Origin of the sequence: Kiloniella sp., assembly GCF_965205715.1 — a bacterium.
Lineage (GTDB): Bacteria > Pseudomonadota > Alphaproteobacteria > Kiloniellales > Kiloniellaceae > Kiloniella.
In genome coordinates this window covers 1,080,714-1,100,461 of sequence record NZ_CBDBHW010000013.1, presented here as the reverse complement: position 1 = coordinate 1,100,461, position 19,748 = coordinate 1,080,714, and the positions used below count along the sequence as shown (strand labels likewise).

Below are 19,748 nucleotides of genomic sequence, written 5' to 3'. Positions count from 1 at the left end.
CAGTTTAGGGTACGACTGTTATTGGAACCGAGGATGTCTGTACCAGTGAGGAAGCGACACTCCCGAAAAACAACGTTCGAATTTTTGACTGACCTTTACGACCGATGAAGATGTGGCTTGCACCTGTCTCTTCTGCTATTTCAATTAAAGCCTCTGTCGGATGTCCATGGCGGACTACCAGGCCTGATGTGATCTCAGCCTCTTCCGTGACAGTTTTAGAGGAACCAAGAACCACTTCCCGTGCCCGATCCAGCTCTTCTTCCCGGCGCTTATGGCGCACGGCCAACTCATCTGGTGTATGAAATGTAAACGGAGACCATTCAATGACATGTGCCAAAATCAATTTTGCATCAGTCATTTTAGCGAGTTCAATTGCGGCTTGAAGAGCACGCTCGCTACCAGAACTACCATCTACTGCTACTACGAAAACTCCACTCATATTGCTAAAGCTCCTTATGTAGTATTAACGAAGGGCCTAGGCTTCTCATATTCAATTATCAATTGGAAGTTGTGATCAACACAGGACTCATTGATTGAGTTGGACAGGACCCATCAGAAAAATTCACTTAAACAGGGGGAGGGATTTTTTAAATTCACTCCCAGTTCGGAAAAATATTTTTATTCAAAGGAGTTAGAAGAGAGATATCCGTTTCACGAACCAAACCAAACACGGTATCGCGTTCTCTTTATCGATTTTGAAAAAAGCGGCGATAAAACAAGTCAAAAATAAATCACGCCACTTTCTTTTCACATTGTGGGAATAAAACTGCACCTGAGGTGTCTTACATCTATCGAAACTTGAATGATGTATCCAATTTGGGAGAATAAGACAGTGAAATCAATCTTCAAAGCAGTCTCCATGACGACTGCAGTTATTGCCCTATCGACCACCATCTCATTTGCCAGTGATTTATCTGGCGTCGTAAAAAGTGGGGAAACCGCACTCGGTAACATCCTAACCGACACTGCCGGAATGACCCTTTATACATTCGACAAAGATGCGAACGGAAAATCAGCCTGTAACGGTGGATGCGCAAAAGCTTGGCCCCCCTTACTGGTAAAGACTAAAACACCCGAAACAGGTGATTACACAAAAATCACACGCGATGACGGCAACAAACAGTGGGCATATAAAGGCAAGCCTTTGTACGGTTGGGTGAAAGATACAAAACCAGGCGATGTTACAGGGGATAAGTTCAAAGGCGTATGGCACATCGTAAAACCCTGATTTCCCTTTACCAAGGCAAACCTTAATGGACGAATTTCTCAATCAGTTGACCCAATCGATCCCTGCGCTCAGGCGATACGCTTACGCTCTGGTGAGAGATTCGTCCACAGCCGATGACCTCGTCCAAGATTGTCTCGAGCGAGGTCTAAACAAGCGCGCCCAATGGCAAGGTGAAGGTAATTTAAAATCCTGGTTATACAGAATACTGAGCAACACACATTTAAACCATTACCGTTCGAACAAACGTAATCCACTGACACAATCTTCTGAAATAACAGAAAACCTTGCGATGTCACCTCAACTGCAAAATCCTGCAAATCAGCTAGATCGAATATATTTAACCGATTTAGACAAAGCCATCGCAGAGCTACCTGAAGAACAAAAACAAGTCCTTCTGCTAATCACCTTGGAGGGATTAAGCTACAAGGAAGTCGCCCAGATAATACAAATACCACCAGGTACCGTTATGTCCCGCCTTTCTCGTGCCAGAGAAACCTTGAGAAAAAGAATGGACTCCTCAAACACCACTGCCGACCCATCAAGCAGTACCTCCCATATCAGGAGAATAAAATGAGCAAAGAACGCTTTGAAGGTTCGGAACTTCTCCACGCCTATGTAGATGGTGAGCTTAACGCATCAGAGAAGGCACGTGTTGAGCAATGGTTGGATACACACCCGGAAGATGCCAAACGAGTCAAAGAGTGGCAAAAACAAAACGAGGGCCTGCAAACCTTGTTTGCCTCGAAAGCCAACGAAACAGTTCCCTCTCACTTACTTCCCAGTGGCCCCCCAAAAGCATCAGCTCATTTAAACTCAAGCACTAGCTCTAGCTCGACCTTGTCTCGCATTGCAGCAGCGTTGATCTTTCTCGTAATAGGATCAGCTGGGGGATGGTTTGGGCATGGCTACTTCAAAGGCTCAATGCAACCTTCAGAACTAACGAATACTGTCTCTCGCACCCTAACAACACCCGCGATGGAGGCACATTGGGTTTATACTCCCGAAGTCAGACACCCAGTAGAGGTCGATAGTGACGAACAGGTGCATCTTGCCAAATGGCTTTCTTTCCGTCTTGATTCTCCTCTCTCTATACCAGATTTATCCAGCAGTGGATTTGAATTAATGGGCGGGCGTCTCCTCCCCTCCAAGACAGGGCCTGCTGCTCAGTTTATGTACGAAAGCAAAGAAGGAAGCCGGGTTACCATTTATCTATCACGATCAGCCGTTACCACGCCCATATCAGCACCCAAAACTGAAGAAATCGCATTTCAGTACCAAAAATCAGGCGCGACCAGAGCTTTCTATTGGTATGAAGGTTCTCTGGGCTACGCCGTAATAGGAGACATTGAACACGAGGAGCTTTCTTTGATTGCTAATAGTGTTTATCAGCAACTGTAATTTATAAAAAAGGATCAAATATTCAAAGAGTTCTCTAGAGGTTTCTTGCTACATTCTGCTATAGTGAAAAGATAGGATTGAAAAACTGGTTTCCTCTACATAGATATGGAAATCATAATTCGTAGTTTTTCAAATTCACAACCAAAAGAACTCAAGAGGAAGTGTCTACATGACCGATTACAGATCCGCGCTGGTCTACCTTATGGTCCTTACGTCAGCTGCTGATAGCGACATGACAGATTCAGAACTTCAGACTATCGGGGAAATCGTAAAGTTTCTACCGGTATTCAACGGTTACAACCCTGAAGACCTTCCGCTGGACTCCCGTAAGTGTGCCGACCTCCTCAACCAAGAAGAGGGCTTTCAAAAGGTCCTGGATCAAGTTGTTGCAGCTTTACCTGAAAAGTTACGCGAAACGGCCTATTCACTTGCTCTGGAAGTCGTTGCCGCTGATGGTATTGCAAGTCAGGAAGAGCTGCGTCTTCTTGAAATTTTACGCCATACCCTCGAGGTCGAGCGTTTAGCAGCTGCCGCTCTCGAACGTGGAGCCCGTGCACGCTACATGATTGCCTAAGAACAACATAATTTACAGGGGGGGTTTTTAATAAATTTCCCCTGTACAGTATTCAAAACTCCCTGTTTTCCGCTATGCCTTTTCCAAAAATCGAAATCGACCATATCTTTGTCTTCCTTGATCCAGAGGAAAACCAAGATCCCGAAGAAGCTCGCCTGTTAAAGCAAGCTGGTTTTGTCGAGAGCTATCGGCGCGACCATCCCGGTCAAGGCACAACAAATATCTGCTATTGCTTCGACAATGCTTACTTGGAACTACTCTGGGTAAAAGACGAAGCGGCTGCAAGAAGTGAAGTAATTTCGAAAACCCGCCTCGCTGAACGCGCTCTTTGGAAGGCGAATGGCAACTCCCCTTTTGGCATAGCCTTGCGCCCCGAGCTTCCTATTCAGACATGGGCCTATTGCCCTCCCTATCTGCCCCAGGGAATTTCCATACCCGTCGCCTGCTCAAGTATGGATGCCAAGCAGCCGTTTATATTTAATTCAATCGGCGGGAAGCGCCCTGATTCCTGGAGCAACAACAAAGACTTAAAGCGTCAAAACTCGGCTGGATTTAGTGAGATAAAAAGTGTCGAGCTCACAATTCCTGAAACAAATCCGCCTTCAGAAGATCTGGTTACCCTAGAACAAAGCGGCGTATTAAATCTAACCACGAATGCAGCTCATCATTCGATGAGTTTGTCGCTCACAAGCCCAGATGGCAAAATCACACACTTTCTCCAGTTACCAAGTTTTGAAATTATCCCTGCGGATTAACTCCCCAAAACAGTAGAGTTGAAACCTGAAGAACCCGCAGGTCGACAATCCGACCTTGAAACACACTAAAATCCTTATATAAAGCACTAGAGATACGAACAAGGTGGGAATAGGCAAAGCCATGATATCCGATACACGTCAACAGGATCGACCCATCGCAATTTGGCTTTTGGTATGTTGTGCCATGATCATGATTATGGCTGTAATCGGTGCAATTACTCGGCTAACAGAATCTGGCCTATCCATCATGGTGTGGGAACCCTTCAGAGGCATTATTCCCCCGATGAACACCGATGACTGGCTTCGCCTTTTTGATATCTACAAACAAATCCCAGAGTATCAGCAAGAGAATTTGGGTATGAGTTTGGAAGAGTTCAAAACTATTTTTTGGTGGGAGTTTATCCATCGCCTCTGGGGACGGATTATTGGCATTGTATTTTTGGTCCCGTTCCTGTGGTTTTTGATAAAAGGCCGCGTCCGAAAACCCTTGCTGCCACACCTCATTTTCATGTTCATACTCGGTGGCCTGCAGGGTGGGTTGGGCTGGTATATGGTTGCCAGTGGCTTTGCCGATCGTACGGACGTAAGCCAATATCGCCTTACGGCACATTTACTTATGGCCTTTGCTATTTATGGTTATCTCTTCTGGGTTGCCTTAAGATTGCTTCTTCCCATGCCCAGCCGAAATTCTGCAAACGTAAGCGCAAAATTACACCTTCCCCTATTGTTACCACCAATTTTGATCACGATCACCATAGCCTCTGGCGGACTGGTTGCCGGCCTTAATGCTGGAATGATCTATAACACCTTCCCTTTAATGGAGGGGCAGATAATCCCGCCATCATATGGTGACGTTGAACCGTGGTATGTAAATACTTTTGAAAATGTTGCTGCGGTACAATTCAATCACCGCGTCTTAGCTATATCAACATTTACCCTGACCCTATTTATCTGGGTTTGGGCGTTCTTTTTAAAACGATCAAACGCGCTCGCAAAAGCACTGCACTTGTTGATGTTAACAGCGGCAATTCAAGTTGCTCTTGGAATTTCAACACTGTTACTTGTTGTCCCTGTACACTTAGGTGCGCTGCACCAGGCAGGCGGACTTCTATATCTCACAGCAAGTCTCTATGCGTATTATATTGTGCATAGAGATAAAAACCTCTCTCTCTATTAAAGGATCAGGAAATGTCAGACCATAAATTCCAAGTGCACGACATGGACATACCAGATGAGCCCCTGGCCCTCTCAGTTCTAACTGGCTTTCTCGGTAGTGGAAAAACCACTCTCCTAAAGCAGCTGCTCCAACATCCAGACATGGATGAAACAGCTGTTATCGTTAACGAGTTTGGAGAGATCGGTCTCGATCACCTCCTGGTCGAAAGCTCTACAGAAGACATCGTACTGATGAATAGTGGCTGCCTGTGTTGCACCGTACGCGGGGATCTCGTTGAGACGATCAGAAAACTCTATAAAAAACGCCTGATGAAAGAAGTCCCTGCGTTTAATCGTATCGTGATTGAAACTACGGGCCTTGCCGATCCAGCCCCGATACTACAAACATTGATGTCCGACCCATTTTTAAGCGATCGTTTTCGATTGGATGGTGTAATTACAACTGTTGACGCCATCAATGGCAATCACACTTTGGACAATCAACAAGAATCCTTAAAACAGGCCGCTGTTGCTGACAGGTTGTTGCTAACCAAGATAGATCTCGCCAGCGAAAAGAGTTTTTCTGACCTAAAACAACGGCTCCGCGATATCAACCCCACCGCGGTAATCGAAGAGATTAAACACGGCGTTATAGATCCTTCATCCCTCTTTAATGTCGGCCTCTATAATCCAGAGACAAAAACCCTTGATGTCCAGAATTGGTTGAAAGCCGAGGCTTTTGAAAATGAGGATGGACATCATGATCATAGTCACAATCATGACCACCACCCCGGGCATGACCACCACCCCGGGCATGACCACCACCACGAGCATGACCACCATCACGGGCACGACTTAAATCGTCACGACGATAAGGTCCATGCCTTTTGCTTAACCTACGACAAGCCAATTGACTGGGAGCAACTAAACTCCTGGATTGAAATGCTGATCACGCTTTATGGTAACAATCTATTGAGGATAAAGGGCGTTCTCAATATCGAAGGGGATAGTAACCCGATTGTCATTCATGGCGTTCAACACATATTCCACCCCCCCGTGATGCTCGAGGCTTGGCCTGATGATGATCACCGATCAAAAATCGTTTTCATTGTCAGAGATTTAAAACGGGAAATGTTTGATGACACCTTTAAGGCCTTCATCGAACAATCAGGAGATTTACGCTAAGAGGAGCGATTACCCCTCTTAGCCAGAAATCACTTTTGCCTGCTCTGAACCTTCTTGTTCACACCAAATAAGAAACTCAGCTGCAGGCATTGGGCGCGCGAAGAAATAACCCTGTGCTTCTTCGCAGCCACGCTCTTTCAAGAAGAGCATATGCGTTTTCTCTTCAACACCTTCAGCCAAAACCTTTGTGCCCATGGCATGGGCCATGGAAATGATTGCAGCCGTAATCGCAGCATCATCTTGGTTCTGGTCGAGTTTCAACACGAATGACTTATCAATTTTTAATTTATCAACAGGAAAGCGTTTCAAATAAGAAAGCGAGGAATATCCTGTCCCAAAATCATCAATCGCAAGGTGTACCCCGAGTTCAGCAAGACTGTTAAGGATCCGATCAGCCTCTTTAAAGTCAGCCATGATCGCGGTTTCCGTAATTTCAAGCTCCAGGCAATCTGGGCTCACCTGAGTGAACTCCAAGACTTCGCGGACCTTGCTGACAAAATCCACCTGCCGAAAAGAGACTGCCGATAAATTCACCGCCACACGAATGCCAAGCATAATATTCTGCCATTCTTTTGCCTGCGTACAGGCTGTGGTCATTACCCAATCCGTAATTGGATCTATCAGACCGGTTTTCTCTGCTATTGGAATAAAGCGATCCGGACTGATCATGCCATCGCTACTGTGCCAACGAATCAATGCCTCTGCCCCGATAAGGCGGCCCGTTTCCAAATTCACCTGAGGCTGGTAATAAAGTTCAAATTCATTCTTCTCTAAAGCAGCTCGGAGAAGATGTTCAAGTCGACTGCTTTCGGCAATGCTCTCTTTGAGTTCTGAATTAAAAAATGAATAGGTTGAACGACCTTTGTTCTTGGCATTGTACAAGGCCATTTCAGCATGGCCGAGTAACTCAGCAGCATTATTCCCATGATGAGGTGCCAGAGCAATGCCGACACTACAACCAGAGTAGATCTCTTTTCCACTAAGGAAGAATGCCTTGCCCATACGCAAAAGAATTCTTTGCGCACAATTTTCGGGATCAGTGTCATTCTCATAGGGAAGCATGAGGGCAAACTCATCTCCGCCGAGACGGGCTAAATGTGCTCCGGTGACCATTTCTTCTTTTAAAAGGCCGGCAATTTGGCGCAATAGTTGATCGCCTGTTTCCCTGCCAAATATATCATTGAGGTCTTTAAAATGGTCGAGATCCAAAACAAGAACCGCCCATTTTAGATCATGTGCACCACTTTTTTTCTTCTCTCTGTCAGCTGTTTCTTCATCCACGTAACGTACAAACTGCATTCTGTTACCAAGACCGGTAAGGGCGTCATGAAAGGTCATGTGCTCGACAGTTTGTTGCGCTTGGACACGCGCTTTTATCTCCGCAGTTAACTCTTGAGTTCGTTCAGCAACTTTACGTTTGAGAACCCCTTGAATCCGCAGTAGCTCCTCTTGTCTCAGAAGGAGGTCATTTATGTCTTTGGCCTCTATGAGAAATCCACTACGGCCAGCATGCCTGAATTTAGAAACCAGCATTTCGACACGTAATTCATTCCCCTTCAGGCCAATCAGTTTCATGGGCAGCGCCTGCGTTTCCGCGGCAAGCATATTAAAATCTTTTTTGAAAACTGACTTGTAATCAGGATGAACAAGATCCGAAAATTTTCGCCCTATTACTTCTTCTTCTTTTTTACCTTCCAGCAAGCGCAGTCCTGCTGGGTTCATATAGCTAATGCCGTTGTCATCACAAATACAAAGGAAAGAAAGAGCAGCATCTTTGAGAATACGCTGTGAGAGTTCACTCTCAACAAGCGCTGCTGCATTTCTTTTTGCTTGGGAAAAGTCTCTGCCATAAAGGACGATAGTATCTTTATCTATGTCATCCACAGTTTCGGCGTAAAACATAATCTCATGGGTACTTTTATCTAACCCAAGCATTTTTAGTGGAAAATCTGTTTTGCCTGTTTTGAGAAGATCGCCCCAAATTTCAGAGAAAACCTCGTGATATTCAATATCAATCAAATTTTTTAAGGAACAAGGAGTAAAGTGCTCCTTTGTCGAACCACCTAAAACTTTAGATCCAGCTTTATTACAGAAGATGACTTCTTGCCCCCGAACCAGCATCGCTAGATCAGGAAGTGCATCGAGAATATGCCTGATATCTGTTTTCAAATTAAGTCCATGGCAATCACGAGAAAGCTCACCTATTCCACCATAATAATTGTCTTAGAACTTCACGCATGACAGCTCCTTAATGAGAACATGTCGTTTGTCTCTCTCTAAGCTACCAAAATGACTGTTACTGGAATGTAAATATTAGAAAAAAATGATGTGTTTTTTTATGGATTGGACTGAATTATTCGTCTCGGGGAGCTGATCGCCGCTTTTTGATAAGATTGATGATTAGGTTAATGGCCACAATTGGGAGAACTAAACCAGCTCCAAGAAGGATGTAATGCCCGCCCCAATCAATAAATTTTCGAGCCGATTCAACTACCTTTTGAAAATTCTCCACGACCCAATTCAAAAGCCCTAGAGCATCTGTATTAAAGGCTGCCAGCACCACGCCAACAACAAAACAAAGAAGAATTACCTGGATGACCCGACCGACCATTTTTACCCTATTTTGCCACCATTTCTGTGGCCCTTATTATCATAAGATTTCAGTGTGAGTATTTTCTCTAGAATCTGTAACCCCAATGAGCAAGTAAAAACAGTTAATCGTTCCCAATTATACTAACCGTAACTTACCCCCAACTGTTTCGATATATCTTCAAGAAAACGAGCCGCAGCAACGGGCAATGTCCTCCCCTTTAAATGACCTGCAAACAAAAATCCACCCGAGATATCTCTTATATCAATTGGAACAGCTGCAAGATTGTTGTTGTCGAGAAGAGGTTGCAAGTTGATCGCCACGGCAAAACTCAGGTTATCGCCATTTATGGATAACATTTGTAATAGGTCCAAACTATTTGATTCAATAGTCGGCGTCAGAGCTAAACCCGTTTTGGCAGCTGCATTATCTAGAACCTGTCGAATTCCCTCACCTTTGTTTGGCAACAAAAGTGGGAATTCTGTACAGTCATAAAGCCGCAAACTCTTTCTTTTCGCTAGGGGATGCTCCACCGACATAATGCAATAAATCGGTTGTTGAACTGAAAAGACCGTTTGAAACTCTGTCAATCTAAGTGGTTCAAAGACCAGCGCTATATCATTGCTATTATCAACAAGAGAAAGTTCAGCATCCCCCCGCTCATATAAGTTTACACCAAAGGTTACCCCTGGGTATTCAGAACGATACGTCTCAATTTCCATAGGTAAAAAATAACGTGACACCTCACGCGTACAAGCAATGTTTACATGGCCCCGCCGCATCCCCGACAGATCCGCGATCCGCGATCTGACTCGCTCTAAATCTGCAATTTGGCTCCGAACGTGCTGGAGGAATATCTCACCAGCAATATTGATGCGTACTCCCGCGGAATGGCGTTCAAAAATCTCAGTCCCAAGCTCTTCTTCTATTCCAAGTATCCGACGGTTCAATGCCGAAGGTGTAATTGCAAGTTCTTCAGCGGCCCGCCGAATAGATCCGATCCGGGCAACTTTATCCAGATAATGAAAAACCAGTTGGTGCCGCATCATTAGATCTTCTCCAAACTCAAAGAGCGTTGCATTTTTTGCATCACATTTAGAATTTTATAGCAGCAGACATCAACGCACACAAAAGATATATCTGGACAGGGCGATTCAGAGAAAATACGTTTTTCGGCCCCCATTGATGAGAGCGACAGCTTTACCGCGATTATCTTGAACCATTTCAATCGCTTTGGTTGGTGATTTTGCGATGCGTTTAAGCAGGGTGATGGCGGCACTGGTGAGGGAGAAGATATTTCTGGGCGCATGGTCTGAGCGGTTTGTGTATCGGTCTTCGCCCATGGTCACATCCTTGTCACGATGCATGATTTCTATCTGCCAGTGATTTCTGTTTAACCTCAAAATGGTTTCTGGTGTTGGCGCTACCATGCTGGATATCAGGTAGGTGGTTTCAGTTTCGCTTTTAATGATGTTGCCTGCTCTGACATCTTGGCGATTGCGGGTCACTCGGGCAATGGTGCGGATTGTCGGCCATGCATTGCGCATATACTGGCTGAGTGCATTGGCAGGTAGGAGTTCTATATGGCGTTGATCAATTCGTCCGTGACCGGGTTGTGGCTGTTCTTGCCATTGTGCGAGGGGGGAAAACCGGCTCGTTGAAGGCCGTTCCGATTTCCTCAAGCAGGTCTTTCTGGTTCTTTTTGACAGGCAAAACATAATCGCCACCTTTCTCCACGATCAGGTAAGTGATTGTTTTCTGGCAGAACATTGCATCTCCAGTGACAATCATATCCTCTAGATCAATCTTTTCCAGTAGACGTATGGCGTCTGGTATTTCAAAACCTTTGCCTCGTGAGGAACAGTGACCGACGGATTGGCCAAGCGCCGCGCTAAAAGCCGATAGGACATGCTCGGCCTTGCCATCTGCGTCCTTACTGCCGCGAAGGGTTTTGCCATCAATCGAAAGATGACGGGGCATCGTTTCATCCCCCTCACTATATTGTTGTTCGGTCGTGAATTGGCTTAAGGCTTCGGCCAAAGCGTCTGGATCAAGTATTCGCAGCATTTCCGTCAGCGTCGCATGGCACGGAGAAGAGCGGTCCCGACGAAAACCCAGGCGAGTAAGTTGTTTGCGTGAAAGCCGGCGTCCCAAGCGGAACGCAGCTCGCATACCTTGGCGACCGCTGAGCATCGATAAAAGGATCAACCCCAACAGCGCGGTAAGTGGATGTTGACGGCCTTGTTTGCCCCTCGGATCAGGAACTTGATGTAAAACTGATTGAACTGAAACCATGATGAAAAATCCTCTTGCTTTGCGCTTAGGACAGAGATTCAGATATCCGTTTGATTTGCAACACCTTTTCGATCTTTAGTAAATAGCCCTGATATCTGGACTGCAATCAATTAAAAGAACGTTTTCAGCCACCAATTCAAAGGTTTCATGGGCAAGATAATGAAAAAAAAATGTGATCCAGTTATTGAAAAATCGCAAAAAACTATCGTACCCCGTTTTCTCGGGATAACCGGAGCATTAGCTCTGTCATCCGCCGTAACAATGATCACATTTGCCCCGTCTCACGCAGACATTCTCGATGTAGAAAAAGATGAGTTGAAACTAGGATTTATCAAACTCACCGATATGGCCCCTCTCGCTATTGCCTATGAAAAGGGCTTTTTTGAAGACGAAGGCCTCTTCGTTACTCTGGAACCTCAAGCCAACTGGAAAGTCCTGTTGGACCGCGTTATCACCGGTGAGCTTGATGGTGCCCACATGCTGGCAGGACAACCGCTCGCTGCAACAATTGGATATGGCACCAAAGCCCACATCGTTACCCCTTTCTCCATGGACTTGAATGGAAATGCGATCACCGTTTCCAATGAAGTCTGGGCATTGATGAAAGAGAATATTCCTCAAGAAAATGGTAAACCGGTTCACCCTATCAGTGCTGAAGCGTTAAAGCCCGTTGTTGAAACCTACAAAGATCAAGGTAAGCCTTTCAATATGGGAATGGTGTTCCCGGTATCCACACATAACTATGAACTGCGATATTGGCTTGCTGCAGGAGGGGTACACCCGGGTTACTATTCTCCAGAAGATATTTCAGGCCAACTTCAAGCAGATGCCCTTTTAAGTGTAACACCCCCTCCGCAAATGCCCGCAACTCTGGAAGCCGGAACAATTTATGGCTATAGCGTCGGTGAACCCTGGAACCAGCAAGCGGTTAATAAAGGAATTGGTGTTCCGGTAATTACTGATTATGAAATTTGGCAGAATAACCCAGAAAAAGTCTTTGGTCTTACCAACGAATTCACCGTGGAAAATCCAAATACGACCTTAGCACTGACCAAGGCACTGATCCGGGCAGCAAAGTGGTTGGATGAAAATGACAACGCGAACCGCCCCGAAGCCGTTCAAATCCTCTCACAACCTGAATATGTTGGCGCAGATGCTGATGTAATCGCAAGTTCCATGACAGGTACTTTTGAATATGAAAAAGGCGACAAACGATCAGTCCCTGATTTCAACGTCTTTTTCCGGCACGATGCAACATATCCCTTTTATTCAGACGCGATTTGGTACCTGACCCAAATGCGCCGATGGGGCCAGATTGCTGATCACAAAGATGACAGCTGGTATGCAGAGGTCGCCAAATCAGTCTATCAGCCTCATATTTATCTGAAAGCAGCCGAAATTCTGGTTGAAGAGAACAATGCTGCAAAAACAGATTTCCCTTGGGATACAGATGGTTATCGCCCGGCCACTTCAGCCTTCATAGATGGTATTGAATACAATGGCCGAAAACCGAACGATTACATTGATGCTCAAATTATCGGCCTAAAGGCTAATCAAAAAATAACCAGCGATGGCATCCCTCAAAGCTAAGAAAACCAGAGATTAGCAGGGGGTTGGTTGAGGAACCGTTTCCTCTTCCGCCCCTGCTGACATTATACCACCCAATCCAGTATGAAGGACTAAGTTCGTGGCTAGTATCACTGCAAGTGCAGAAGACTTAAAGATTGCAAGAAAAGAGAAAATTCTCTCTGCCATAAACAAGTCTAGTGGGTGGTTCAGCGCATTAGGTTTTTCATGGTTGGTGCCTTTGATGAAAATGGCTGCAGGCGAAGATCATCGCGAACAACTTACCGAACTTCGCAGTACTCTTTTCATTCCTTTACTTGGCATAGGTCTCTTCCTGTTCGCCTGGGGCGGATTGGCACCAAAGGTCGAAACATCTCTTGGTACAATCCCCGGACCCGTGCAGGTTTGGGAACAGTCGGTTAACCTGTGGGTCGATCATGTTCGGACTCGCGAAAAGGCAACCGCCTTTTATCAAAGGCAGGATGTACGCAATGCCAAACTCATTGCGGCCGGAAAAGAAGACAAGGTGAAACACCGGGTCTATACGGGCAAACCTTCCTATATCGACCAGATATTTACTTCCCTTGGAACTGTTGGCCTCGGGTTTGTCTTTGCAACCGCAATCGCGGTTCCCCTTGGTATTGCTTCAGGTTTATCCAAAGGAGTAAATGGTGCAATTACCCCGCTCATTCAGATATTCAAGCCGGTGTCTCCTTTGGCATGGTTGCCAATTGTGACCATGGTCGTTTCTGCTCTTTATGTAGATGTGTACGACTGGTTACCAAAATCCATGGTGGTCTCGGCGGTAACTGTTACCCTTTGCTCTCTCTGGCCTACACTTATTAATACGGCGCTCGGTGTTGCATCCATCGACGAAGATCTGATGAACGTTGCCAAAGTATTGCGCCTTCCCACCAGGCAGACCATTACCAAGCTTGTTCTTCCGTCCTCACTTCCGTTGATATTCACGGGTTTGCGCTTATCTTTGGGTGTTGGATGGATGGTTTTGATCGCGGCTGAAATGCTGGCCCAAAACCCTGGCCTTGGGAAATTTGTCTGGGATGAATTTCAGAATGGTTCCTCTCAGTCTTTAGCAAAAATCATGGTTGCCGTCCTCACAATCGGCCTGATCGGCTTCATGCTTGATCGCCTGATGCACGCGTTACAGCAGGCCTTTACCTTCACCAGCAATCGATAGGATCGGACCGATGGGAATATTGCAAATATCCGGCTTGTCGAAACACTATGGCGAAGGTGCCTCTCGCAATGATGTGCTCGATAACCTCTTCCTTGATATTCAAGAAGGTGAGTTCATTGCCATCCTTGGATTTTCCGGTTCAGGCAAAACCACCCTGATTTCCGCCCTGGCTGGTCTGACCGAACCCGATAAAGGCGGTGTCATCTATAAGGGCAAGGAAATAGACGGCCCCGGGCCAGAAAGAGGTGTGGTTTTCCAGAACTATTCCTTGATGCCCTGGTTGAGCGTAAAAGAAAACATTGCCCTTGCCGTCGATACCGTTTTCAAGAAAAAAAACCGACAAGAGCGCAGAGGTATCGTCACCAAATACATAGAAATGGTTGGTCTATCTCACGCTGCAGATCGCAAACCATCAGAACTTTCCGGCGGGATGCGCCAGCGCGTTGCTGTCGCACGCGCCCTGGCAATGCAACCGGAAATCCTGCTCCTCGACGAGCCGCTGTCAGCTCTGGACGCTCTCACAAGATCCAAACTACAGGATGAATTTGCCGATATTTCCGAAAAAGAAAAGAAAACCATAATCCTCATCACCAATGATGTGGACGAAGCTATTCTTCTTGCGGATCGGGTTATTCCCCTGACACCGGGCCCCAAAGCAACGCTTGGTCCGGAATTTAAAATCAACCTCGCCCGCCCAAGAGATCGCTCTTCTATGAATAGCGATGATAATTTCATCAAACTGCGTGGGGAAATCACTGATTATTTGATGAATGTCGGTGCTGGCCAAAACATTGAGAATGAAAAGACAAATACTCTGCCGACCATAGTGCCCATTTCGCAAACACCTCGTGTGCCTCTGGCCTATAAAAAATCTTCGGCTGCCACCTCAACCATTGATAAAAAGTTCGTTGAATTCAGTCAGGTCAAGAAGATCTATCCCACACCCAAAGGTCCGCTGACTGTAGTAGATGGGTTTGATCTTAAGATGAATAAAGGTGAGTTCATCACGCTGATCGGCCACTCCGGTTGTGGTAAGTCAACTGTGTTATCCATGGCTTCTGGGTTGAACGGGATTACCGAGGGCGGGATTGTTCTCGATGGGCGTCATACCAAACAGGCGGGGCCGGATAAGGCGGTGGTTTTCCAGTCGCCGTCGCTGATGCCTTGGCTCTCAGCTTTTGAGAATGTAATCCTTGGTGTAGACCGGGTCTACCCGAATGCAAGCAAACAGGAGCGCCGTGACGTTGCTGAATACTATCTGTCACTTGTTGGCCTCAGAGACTCCCTGCACAAAAGTGCTGGAGACCTATCGAATGGCATGAAACAGCGCGTCGGGATCGCTCGTGCTTTTGCTCTTTCCCCAAAACTTCTGTTGCTCGACGAACCCTTTGGCATGCTTGACAGCCTCACGCGTTGGGAGCTGCAAGATGTGTTGATGGAAGTTTGGAAACAAACCCAGGTCACCGCCATTTGTGTCACCCATGATGTCGATGAGGCGATCCTGCTCGCAGACCGTGTCGTCATGATGTCCAACGGTCCCAATGCCAAAATTGGCAACATCATGGAGGTGGATTTACCCCGTCCACGATCGCGCAAAGAGTTGCTCGATCACCCTGACTATTACGCCTACCGGGAAGAACTCCTTGATTTCCTCGAGGCCTATGAAGGCGGAGCCGACCCCAGCGAAGAACAACTGAAATCCATCCATGAAAAGAGAGCCGTCCGGATCGGGCGTCAAAGCTCCACAAAAAACCTCGTAAAAAAACCTATAAAAAACATTGCCAAGAACACGGCAGAAAACGCGGCCTGAGATGGCCCTCCAGAAATGGATACCGGAGAGAAAACTATGAAACGAAAACTTGTCGTCATCGGCAATGGTATGGCACCGGGAAGGATGCTCGAGGAACTTCTCGACAAAGATCCCGATGCCTTCGAGGTAACCATTTTCAATGCCGAGCCCAGGGTTAACTATAACCGCTTGATGCTTTCCCCGGTTTTATCAGGGGAAAAGACTTACGAGGATATCATCACTCATGATGATGCCTGGTACGATGAGCATGAAATAACTCTGCACAAAAAGGCCAAGGTTTCCAAGGTTGATCGCATCTTGAAAAGAGTGACCTCGGAAAACGGTATTACAGCCTCTTATGACAAGCTGGTTATCGCTACGGGATCTAACCCTTTTATCATCCCACTGCCGGGACACGATCTCGAAGGTGTTCTGGTTTACCGCGATCTTGACGATGTTGATCAGATGATTTCTGCGGCGATTTCTGCAGCAAAAACTGGAGGGCGTGCTGTTGTGATCGGGGGTGGTCTTCTTGGCCTTGAAGCTGCCGCAGGCTTGCGCGAACAGGGCATGGACGTAACTGTTCTGCACCTGATGCCAACGTTGATGGAGCGCCAGCTTGATCAGGCTGCAGGTTACCTGCTCGAGAAAGCGATCACAGACCGCAATATCGATGTCATCACCAAAGCCAACACCCATGCAATCCTTGGCGAAGAGGGCAAGGTCACGGGTGTCAAACTCGACAATGGCACTGTTATCGACGCAACGATTGTGGTCATGGCTGTGGGTATCCGCCCCAGCATGCAGCTCGCCAGTGATATCGGTATTGAATGCAATCGCGGCATCCTTGTTGATGACAGCATGCAGACATCCGATCTTGATGTTTATGCTCTTGGCGAGTGTGTGGAACACAACGGCCATTGTTATGGTCTGGTTGCACCGCTGTACGACATGGCAAAGGTTCTTGCCGATAACCTTTTGGATGGAAAGGCTGAATACAAAGGATCAGTTACCGCGACCAAGTTAAAGGTCACGGGTATTGATCTCTATTCCGCTGGCGACTTTGCAGAAGGCGAGGACAGAGAAGAAATCGTCCTCCGCGATGCCCAGGCTGGGGTCTACAAACGCATTGTGCTCAAAGACAACAAGATCATCGGCGCCGTGCTTTATGGGGATACAGCGGATGGACCTTGGTTCTTTGATCTTTTGAAAAAGGGCACGGATGTTTCGGACATGCGTGAAACCCTCATATTCGGCCAGATGTTTCAGGGAGGTACCCCCCTGGACCCTATGGCGGCCGTTGCAGCCTTACCAGATGATGCGGAAATCTGCGGGTGTAACGGCATATGCAAATCTCAAATTGTCAATACGATCACAGAGAAAGGCCTAAGCTCGCTCGACGAAGTGCGTGCGCATACCAAGGCCTCCGCGTCCTGTGGAACCTGTACTGGTCTGGTCGAACAGTTGATCGGACACACGCTTGGAGAAGACTATGATCCCGATGCGGCACAAGGTATTTGTGCCTGTAGCGATCTCGGCCACGGCGATATCCGCCGCCTGATCAAAGTTAAGGGGCTGAAGACCATTCCCGCTGTCATGCAAGAGCTGGAATGGAAAACCTCTTGCGGTTGTGCCAAGTGTCGCCCAGCCCTGAATTATTATCTGGTTAGTGACTGGCCAAATGAATACGCCGATGACTACCAGTCGCGTTATATCAACGAACGAGTTCACGCCAACATTCAAAAAGACGGTACTTATTCCGTTGTTCCCCGGATGTGGGGTGGCATGACGTCATCAAATGAGCTTCGTGCCATTGCCGATGTTGTCGACAAGTTTGATATCCCTGCGGTCAAAGTCACAGGTGGACAGCGTATTGATATGCTGGGCATCAAAAAAGAAGACCTCCCCGCTGTCTGGGCGGACTTAGGCCTAGCCGGATTTGTTTCCGGGCAGGCCTATGCAAAAGGCCTTCGTACAGTAAAAACCTGTGTGGGAAGTGACTGGTGTCGTTTTGGCACTCAGGATTCTACTGGTCTCGGCATCAAGCTTGAAAAGTTCATGTGGGGATCCTGGACACCTGCCAAGCTCAAGCTCGCGGTATCCGGTTGCCCTCGAAACTGTGCCGAAGCCACCTGTAAGGATATCGGTGTGATCTGTCTCAGCGGTGGTTATGAAATCCACTTTGCCGGGGCTGCGGGTCTCGATATCAAAGGCACCGAGATCCTCGGCATGGTTAGTACAGAAGCAGAGGTCATGGAACATGTGGTTGCTCTGGCCCAGATGTACCGGGAACAGGGCTTTTATCTGGAACGGATTTATAAATGGGCGAAACGTGTTGGCCTTGATGAAATCCGCTCCCAGATTATGGCCCAAGCAGACAAACGCAAAACCTATTACGACAACTTTGTCTTCAGTCAAAAGTTTGCTCAGGTCGACCCTTGGTCTGAACGTGTTTCCGGCAAAGATAAACACGAGTTCAATCCCCTTGCGACCCTTGATCTTCGGGAGGCTGCAGAATGAGTGCGGTTCTAAAAGAACAAATCGTCGAAAATTGGATCTCTATCGGCTCTGTCAACGACATCCCTCCGCGGGGATCTCGGTGTATAAAAAATGGTGACATGACAATCGCGATTTTCCGCACGGCTGACGATAAAATCTTCGCGCTGGAAGATAAATGCCCACACAAAAATGGCCCGCTTAGCCAAGGTATTGTTCACGATGGCTGTGTGACCTGTCCTCTGCATAACTGGGTAATTTCTCTTGAAAGCGGGATCACACAGGGCGCTGACGTGGGGCAGACACTTGCATTTCCCATCAAGCTCATTGGTGAAGAAATACTGATCAGCCTTTCAACAAAAAGCGGATGAGTTAGGGTATGTTCGAAGCTCCAGAAATTGGTACTGAAATCAAGACCACCTGTCCCTATTGCGGGGTTGGATGTGGGGTCATCGCATCTCGTGACGCCAATGGCGAAGTCAGCATCAAGGGGGATCCAGATCACCCCTCGAACTTTGGCAGGCTCTGTTCTAAAGGTTCAGCCCTTGGTGAGACCGTCAATCTTGAAGGACGCCTCTTAAAACCAGAGATCAATGGCCGGGAAGCCAACTGGGATCAGGCTCTGGATCTTGTGGCCCACAAGTTTAATGAGACCATTGCTGAGCATGGCCCGGATTAAGTTGCTTTTTATGTTTCCGGTCAAATCCTGACAGAGGATTATTACGTCGCCAATAAGCTGATGAAAGGCTTTATCGGTTCGGCCAACATCGATACCAACTCTCGCCTTTGCATGGCTTCGTCAGTGGCGGGTCACAGACGCGCTTTTGGCACAGACACCGTTCCAGGGGCTTACGAAGATCTTGAGAAAGCGGACCTGCTGATTCTGGTTGGCTCCAACCTAGCTTGGTGTCACCCGGTGTTGTACCAGCGTATCACGGCAGCAAAGACCGACCGCCCTGACATGAAGGTTGTTCTGATCGACCCACGACAGACCATGAGCGCCGATATCGCGGATCTTCACTTGGCGATAAAGCCTGACGGCGATGTCGCGCTCTTTACCGGATTACTGCACCACCTCGCCCATCACGATGCCTTTGATTTTGATTTCATCAACGCGCACACCACAGGCTTTGAAGAGACCATAAGGGCAGCAGCGAGTTCGTCTGATTTCAAAACTTTAAGTGCTCAAACGGGTCTCTCACCAGAAGAGATCAATAGCTTTTACGATCTGTTTTTGAAAACGGAAAAGACCGTCACAGTCTTCAGTCAGGGCGTCAACCAGTCCAATTCCGGCACCGACAAGGTAAATGCCATTATCAACTGTCATCTCGCCACCGGACGGATTGGCAAAAAGGGCATGGGCCCCTTCTCTGTTACCGGGCAACCCAATGCCATGGGTGGGCGCGAAGTAGGCGGGCTGGCAAATATGCTTGCCGCTCATATGGATATTGAAAATCCCGATCACAGAGACATCGTGGGCTCTTCTCCGCTTTGTTGAGTAGAAAAAGATGCCGACCTC

18 protein-coding genes and 1 pseudogene are annotated in these 19,748 nt (G+C 47.2%); 13 read left to right on the top strand and 6 right to left on the bottom strand.

Annotated features, from left to right (window positions below; all coding sequences use genetic code 11):
- Window positions 1-4 precede the first annotated feature (4 nt).
- Window positions 5-439: a universal stress protein gene (locus ACOGW3_RS16650; RefSeq protein ID WP_419904009.1), complete on the bottom strand. Its 435-nt coding sequence runs from the start codon at window positions 437-439 to the stop codon at window positions 5-7.
- A 393-nt stretch (window positions 440-832) separates the two neighbouring features.
- Here ACOGW3_RS16650 and ACOGW3_RS16645 point away from each other — a divergent pair, with 393 nt between their 5' ends.
- The 7 genes from ACOGW3_RS16645 (at window position 833) to ACOGW3_RS16615 (ending at window position 6,295) form a co-directional block, all read left to right on the top strand.
- A complete protein-coding gene (locus ACOGW3_RS16645) occupies window positions 833-1,228 on the top strand; it encodes a hypothetical protein (RefSeq protein ID WP_419904008.1) in 396 nt (131 codons plus the stop codon).
- Between the two features lie 25 nt (window positions 1,229-1,253).
- Window positions 1,254-1,802 (top strand): RNA polymerase sigma factor, encoded by a 549-nt coding sequence (locus ACOGW3_RS16640; RefSeq protein WP_419904007.1) that lies wholly within the window; start codon window positions 1,254-1,256, stop codon window positions 1,800-1,802.
- Entirely contained in the window at window positions 1,799-2,626 is an 828-nt protein-coding gene (locus ACOGW3_RS16635) for an anti-sigma factor family protein (RefSeq protein WP_419904006.1), read from the top strand. Before ACOGW3_RS16640 ends, ACOGW3_RS16635 begins: the two co-directional genes overlap by 4 nt.
- Before the next feature lie 169 nt (window positions 2,627-2,795).
- On the top strand, window positions 2,796-3,200 hold the full coding sequence (locus ACOGW3_RS16630; RefSeq protein ID WP_419904005.1) for a tellurite resistance TerB family protein: 405 nt from the start codon (window positions 2,796-2,798) through the stop codon (window positions 3,198-3,200).
- 74 nt (window positions 3,201-3,274) lie between these two features.
- Window positions 3,275-3,955, top strand: a complete 681-nt coding sequence (locus tag ACOGW3_RS16625) for a VOC family protein (RefSeq protein WP_419904004.1) — start codon at window positions 3,275-3,277, stop codon at window positions 3,953-3,955.
- Between the two features lie 121 nt (window positions 3,956-4,076).
- Window positions 4,077-5,132 carry a COX15/CtaA family protein gene (locus tag ACOGW3_RS16620; protein WP_419904003.1) on the top strand — a complete coding sequence of 352 codons (1,056 nt, stop codon included), beginning with the start codon at window positions 4,077-4,079 and terminating at the stop codon, window positions 5,130-5,132.
- A gap of 11 nt (window positions 5,133-5,143) precedes the next feature.
- A complete protein-coding gene (locus tag ACOGW3_RS16615; protein WP_419904002.1) occupies window positions 5,144-6,295 on the top strand; it encodes a CobW family GTP-binding protein in 1,152 nt (383 codons plus the stop codon).
- 18 nt (window positions 6,296-6,313) lie between these two features.
- On the opposite strand, the gene ACOGW3_RS16610 is transcribed toward ACOGW3_RS16615, so the two are convergent.
- The 5 genes from ACOGW3_RS16610 to ACOGW3_RS16590 form a co-directional block, all read right to left on the bottom strand.
- Window positions 6,314-8,464: an EAL domain-containing protein gene (locus tag ACOGW3_RS16610; protein ID WP_419904001.1), complete on the bottom strand. Its 2,151-nt coding sequence runs from the start codon at window positions 8,462-8,464 to the stop codon at window positions 6,314-6,316.
- Between the two features lie 184 nt (window positions 8,465-8,648).
- The gene (locus tag ACOGW3_RS16605; RefSeq protein ID WP_419904000.1) at window positions 8,649-8,906 is read right to left on the bottom strand and encodes a hypothetical protein; all 258 of its coding nucleotides are present in this window, start codon (window positions 8,904-8,906) and stop codon (window positions 8,649-8,651) included.
- A 122-nt stretch (window positions 8,907-9,028) separates the two neighbouring features.
- Complete coding sequence (locus ACOGW3_RS16600; protein WP_419903999.1) at window positions 9,029-9,934, bottom strand: LysR family transcriptional regulator; 906 nt, start codon at window positions 9,932-9,934, stop codon at window positions 9,029-9,031.
- A 105-nt stretch (window positions 9,935-10,039) separates the two neighbouring features.
- The gene (locus ACOGW3_RS16595; protein WP_419903998.1) at window positions 10,040-10,567 is read right to left on the bottom strand and encodes an ISAs1 family transposase; all 528 of its coding nucleotides are present in this window, start codon (window positions 10,565-10,567) and stop codon (window positions 10,040-10,042) included.
- On the bottom strand, window positions 10,479-11,180 hold the full coding sequence (locus tag ACOGW3_RS16590; RefSeq protein ID WP_419903997.1) for an ISAs1 family transposase: 702 nt from the start codon (window positions 11,178-11,180) through the stop codon (window positions 10,479-10,481). The genes ACOGW3_RS16595 and ACOGW3_RS16590 overlap by 89 nt, the downstream gene beginning before the upstream one ends.
- A gap of 159 nt (window positions 11,181-11,339) precedes the next feature.
- Between ACOGW3_RS16590 and ACOGW3_RS16585 the strand changes: the two genes are divergently transcribed.
- The 6 genes and pseudogenes from ACOGW3_RS16585 to ACOGW3_RS16560 all read left to right on the top strand — a co-directional run.
- On the top strand, window positions 11,340-12,770 hold the full coding sequence (locus tag ACOGW3_RS16585; protein WP_419903996.1) for a CmpA/NrtA family ABC transporter substrate-binding protein: 1,431 nt from the start codon (window positions 11,340-11,342) through the stop codon (window positions 12,768-12,770).
- A gap of 97 nt (window positions 12,771-12,867) precedes the next feature.
- Window positions 12,868-13,944, top strand: coding sequence for an ABC transporter permease (locus tag ACOGW3_RS16580; protein WP_419903995.1), 1,077 nt, complete (start codon window positions 12,868-12,870; stop codon window positions 13,942-13,944).
- Between the two features lie 10 nt (window positions 13,945-13,954).
- Entirely contained in the window at window positions 13,955-15,754 is a 1,800-nt protein-coding gene (locus ACOGW3_RS16575) for an ABC transporter ATP-binding protein (protein ID WP_419903994.1), read from the top strand.
- 36 nt (window positions 15,755-15,790) lie between these two features.
- The gene (nirB, locus tag ACOGW3_RS16570; RefSeq protein WP_419903993.1) at window positions 15,791-18,253 is read left to right on the top strand and encodes a nitrite reductase large subunit NirB; all 2,463 of its coding nucleotides are present in this window, start codon (window positions 15,791-15,793) and stop codon (window positions 18,251-18,253) included.
- Window positions 18,250-18,600, top strand: coding sequence for a nitrite reductase small subunit NirD (gene nirD, locus ACOGW3_RS16565; protein WP_419903992.1), 351 nt, complete (start codon window positions 18,250-18,252; stop codon window positions 18,598-18,600). Before nirB ends, nirD begins: the two co-directional genes overlap by 4 nt.
- Window positions 18,601-18,608: 8 nt before the next feature.
- Window positions 18,609-19,682: pseudogene (locus tag ACOGW3_RS16560) on the top strand (molybdopterin-dependent oxidoreductase); the annotation flags it as partial.
- Window positions 19,683-19,748: the final 66 nt, after the last annotated feature.

What these genes read in the sequence shown, in the direction of transcription:
- ACOGW3_RS16640 (WP_419904007.1), top strand. Translation starts at nt 1,254, where the DNA reads ATGGACGAATTTCTCAATCAGTTGACCCAATCGATCCCTGCGCTCAGG.
- ACOGW3_RS16625 (WP_419904004.1), top strand. Translation starts at nt 3,275, where the DNA reads ATGCCTTTTCCAAAAATCGAAATCGACCATATCTTTGTCTTCCTTGAT.
- ACOGW3_RS16575 (WP_419903994.1), top strand. Translation starts at nt 13,955, where the DNA reads ATGGGAATATTGCAAATATCCGGCTTGTCGAAACACTATGGCGAAGGT.
- ACOGW3_RS16600 (WP_419903999.1), bottom strand. Translation starts at nt 9,934, where the DNA reads ATGATGCGGCACCAACTGGTTTTTCATTATCTGGATAAAGTTGCCCGG.
- ACOGW3_RS16605 (WP_419904000.1), bottom strand. Translation starts at nt 8,906, where the DNA reads ATGGTCGGTCGGGTCATCCAGGTAATTCTTCTTTGTTTTGTTGTTGGC.
- nirD (WP_419903992.1), top strand. Translation starts at nt 18,250, where the DNA reads ATGAGTGCGGTTCTAAAAGAACAAATCGTCGAAAATTGGATCTCTATC.
- nirB (WP_419903993.1), top strand. Translation starts at nt 15,791, where the DNA reads ATGAAACGAAAACTTGTCGTCATCGGCAATGGTATGGCACCGGGAAGG.
- ACOGW3_RS16635 (WP_419904006.1), top strand. Translation starts at nt 1,799, where the DNA reads ATGAGCAAAGAACGCTTTGAAGGTTCGGAACTTCTCCACGCCTATGTA.
- ACOGW3_RS16590 (WP_419903997.1), bottom strand. Translation starts at nt 11,180, where the DNA reads ATGGTTTCAGTTCAATCAGTTTTACATCAAGTTCCTGATCCGAGGGGC.
- ACOGW3_RS16630 (WP_419904005.1), top strand. Translation starts at nt 2,796, where the DNA reads ATGACCGATTACAGATCCGCGCTGGTCTACCTTATGGTCCTTACGTCA.
- ACOGW3_RS16585 (WP_419903996.1), top strand. Translation starts at nt 11,340, where the DNA reads ATGAAAAAAAAATGTGATCCAGTTATTGAAAAATCGCAAAAAACTATC.
- ACOGW3_RS16615 (WP_419904002.1), top strand. Translation starts at nt 5,144, where the DNA reads ATGTCAGACCATAAATTCCAAGTGCACGACATGGACATACCAGATGAG.
- ACOGW3_RS16650 (WP_419904009.1), bottom strand. Translation starts at nt 439, where the DNA reads ATGAGTGGAGTTTTCGTAGTAGCAGTAGATGGTAGTTCTGGTAGCGAG.
- ACOGW3_RS16620 (WP_419904003.1), top strand. Translation starts at nt 4,077, where the DNA reads ATGATATCCGATACACGTCAACAGGATCGACCCATCGCAATTTGGCTT.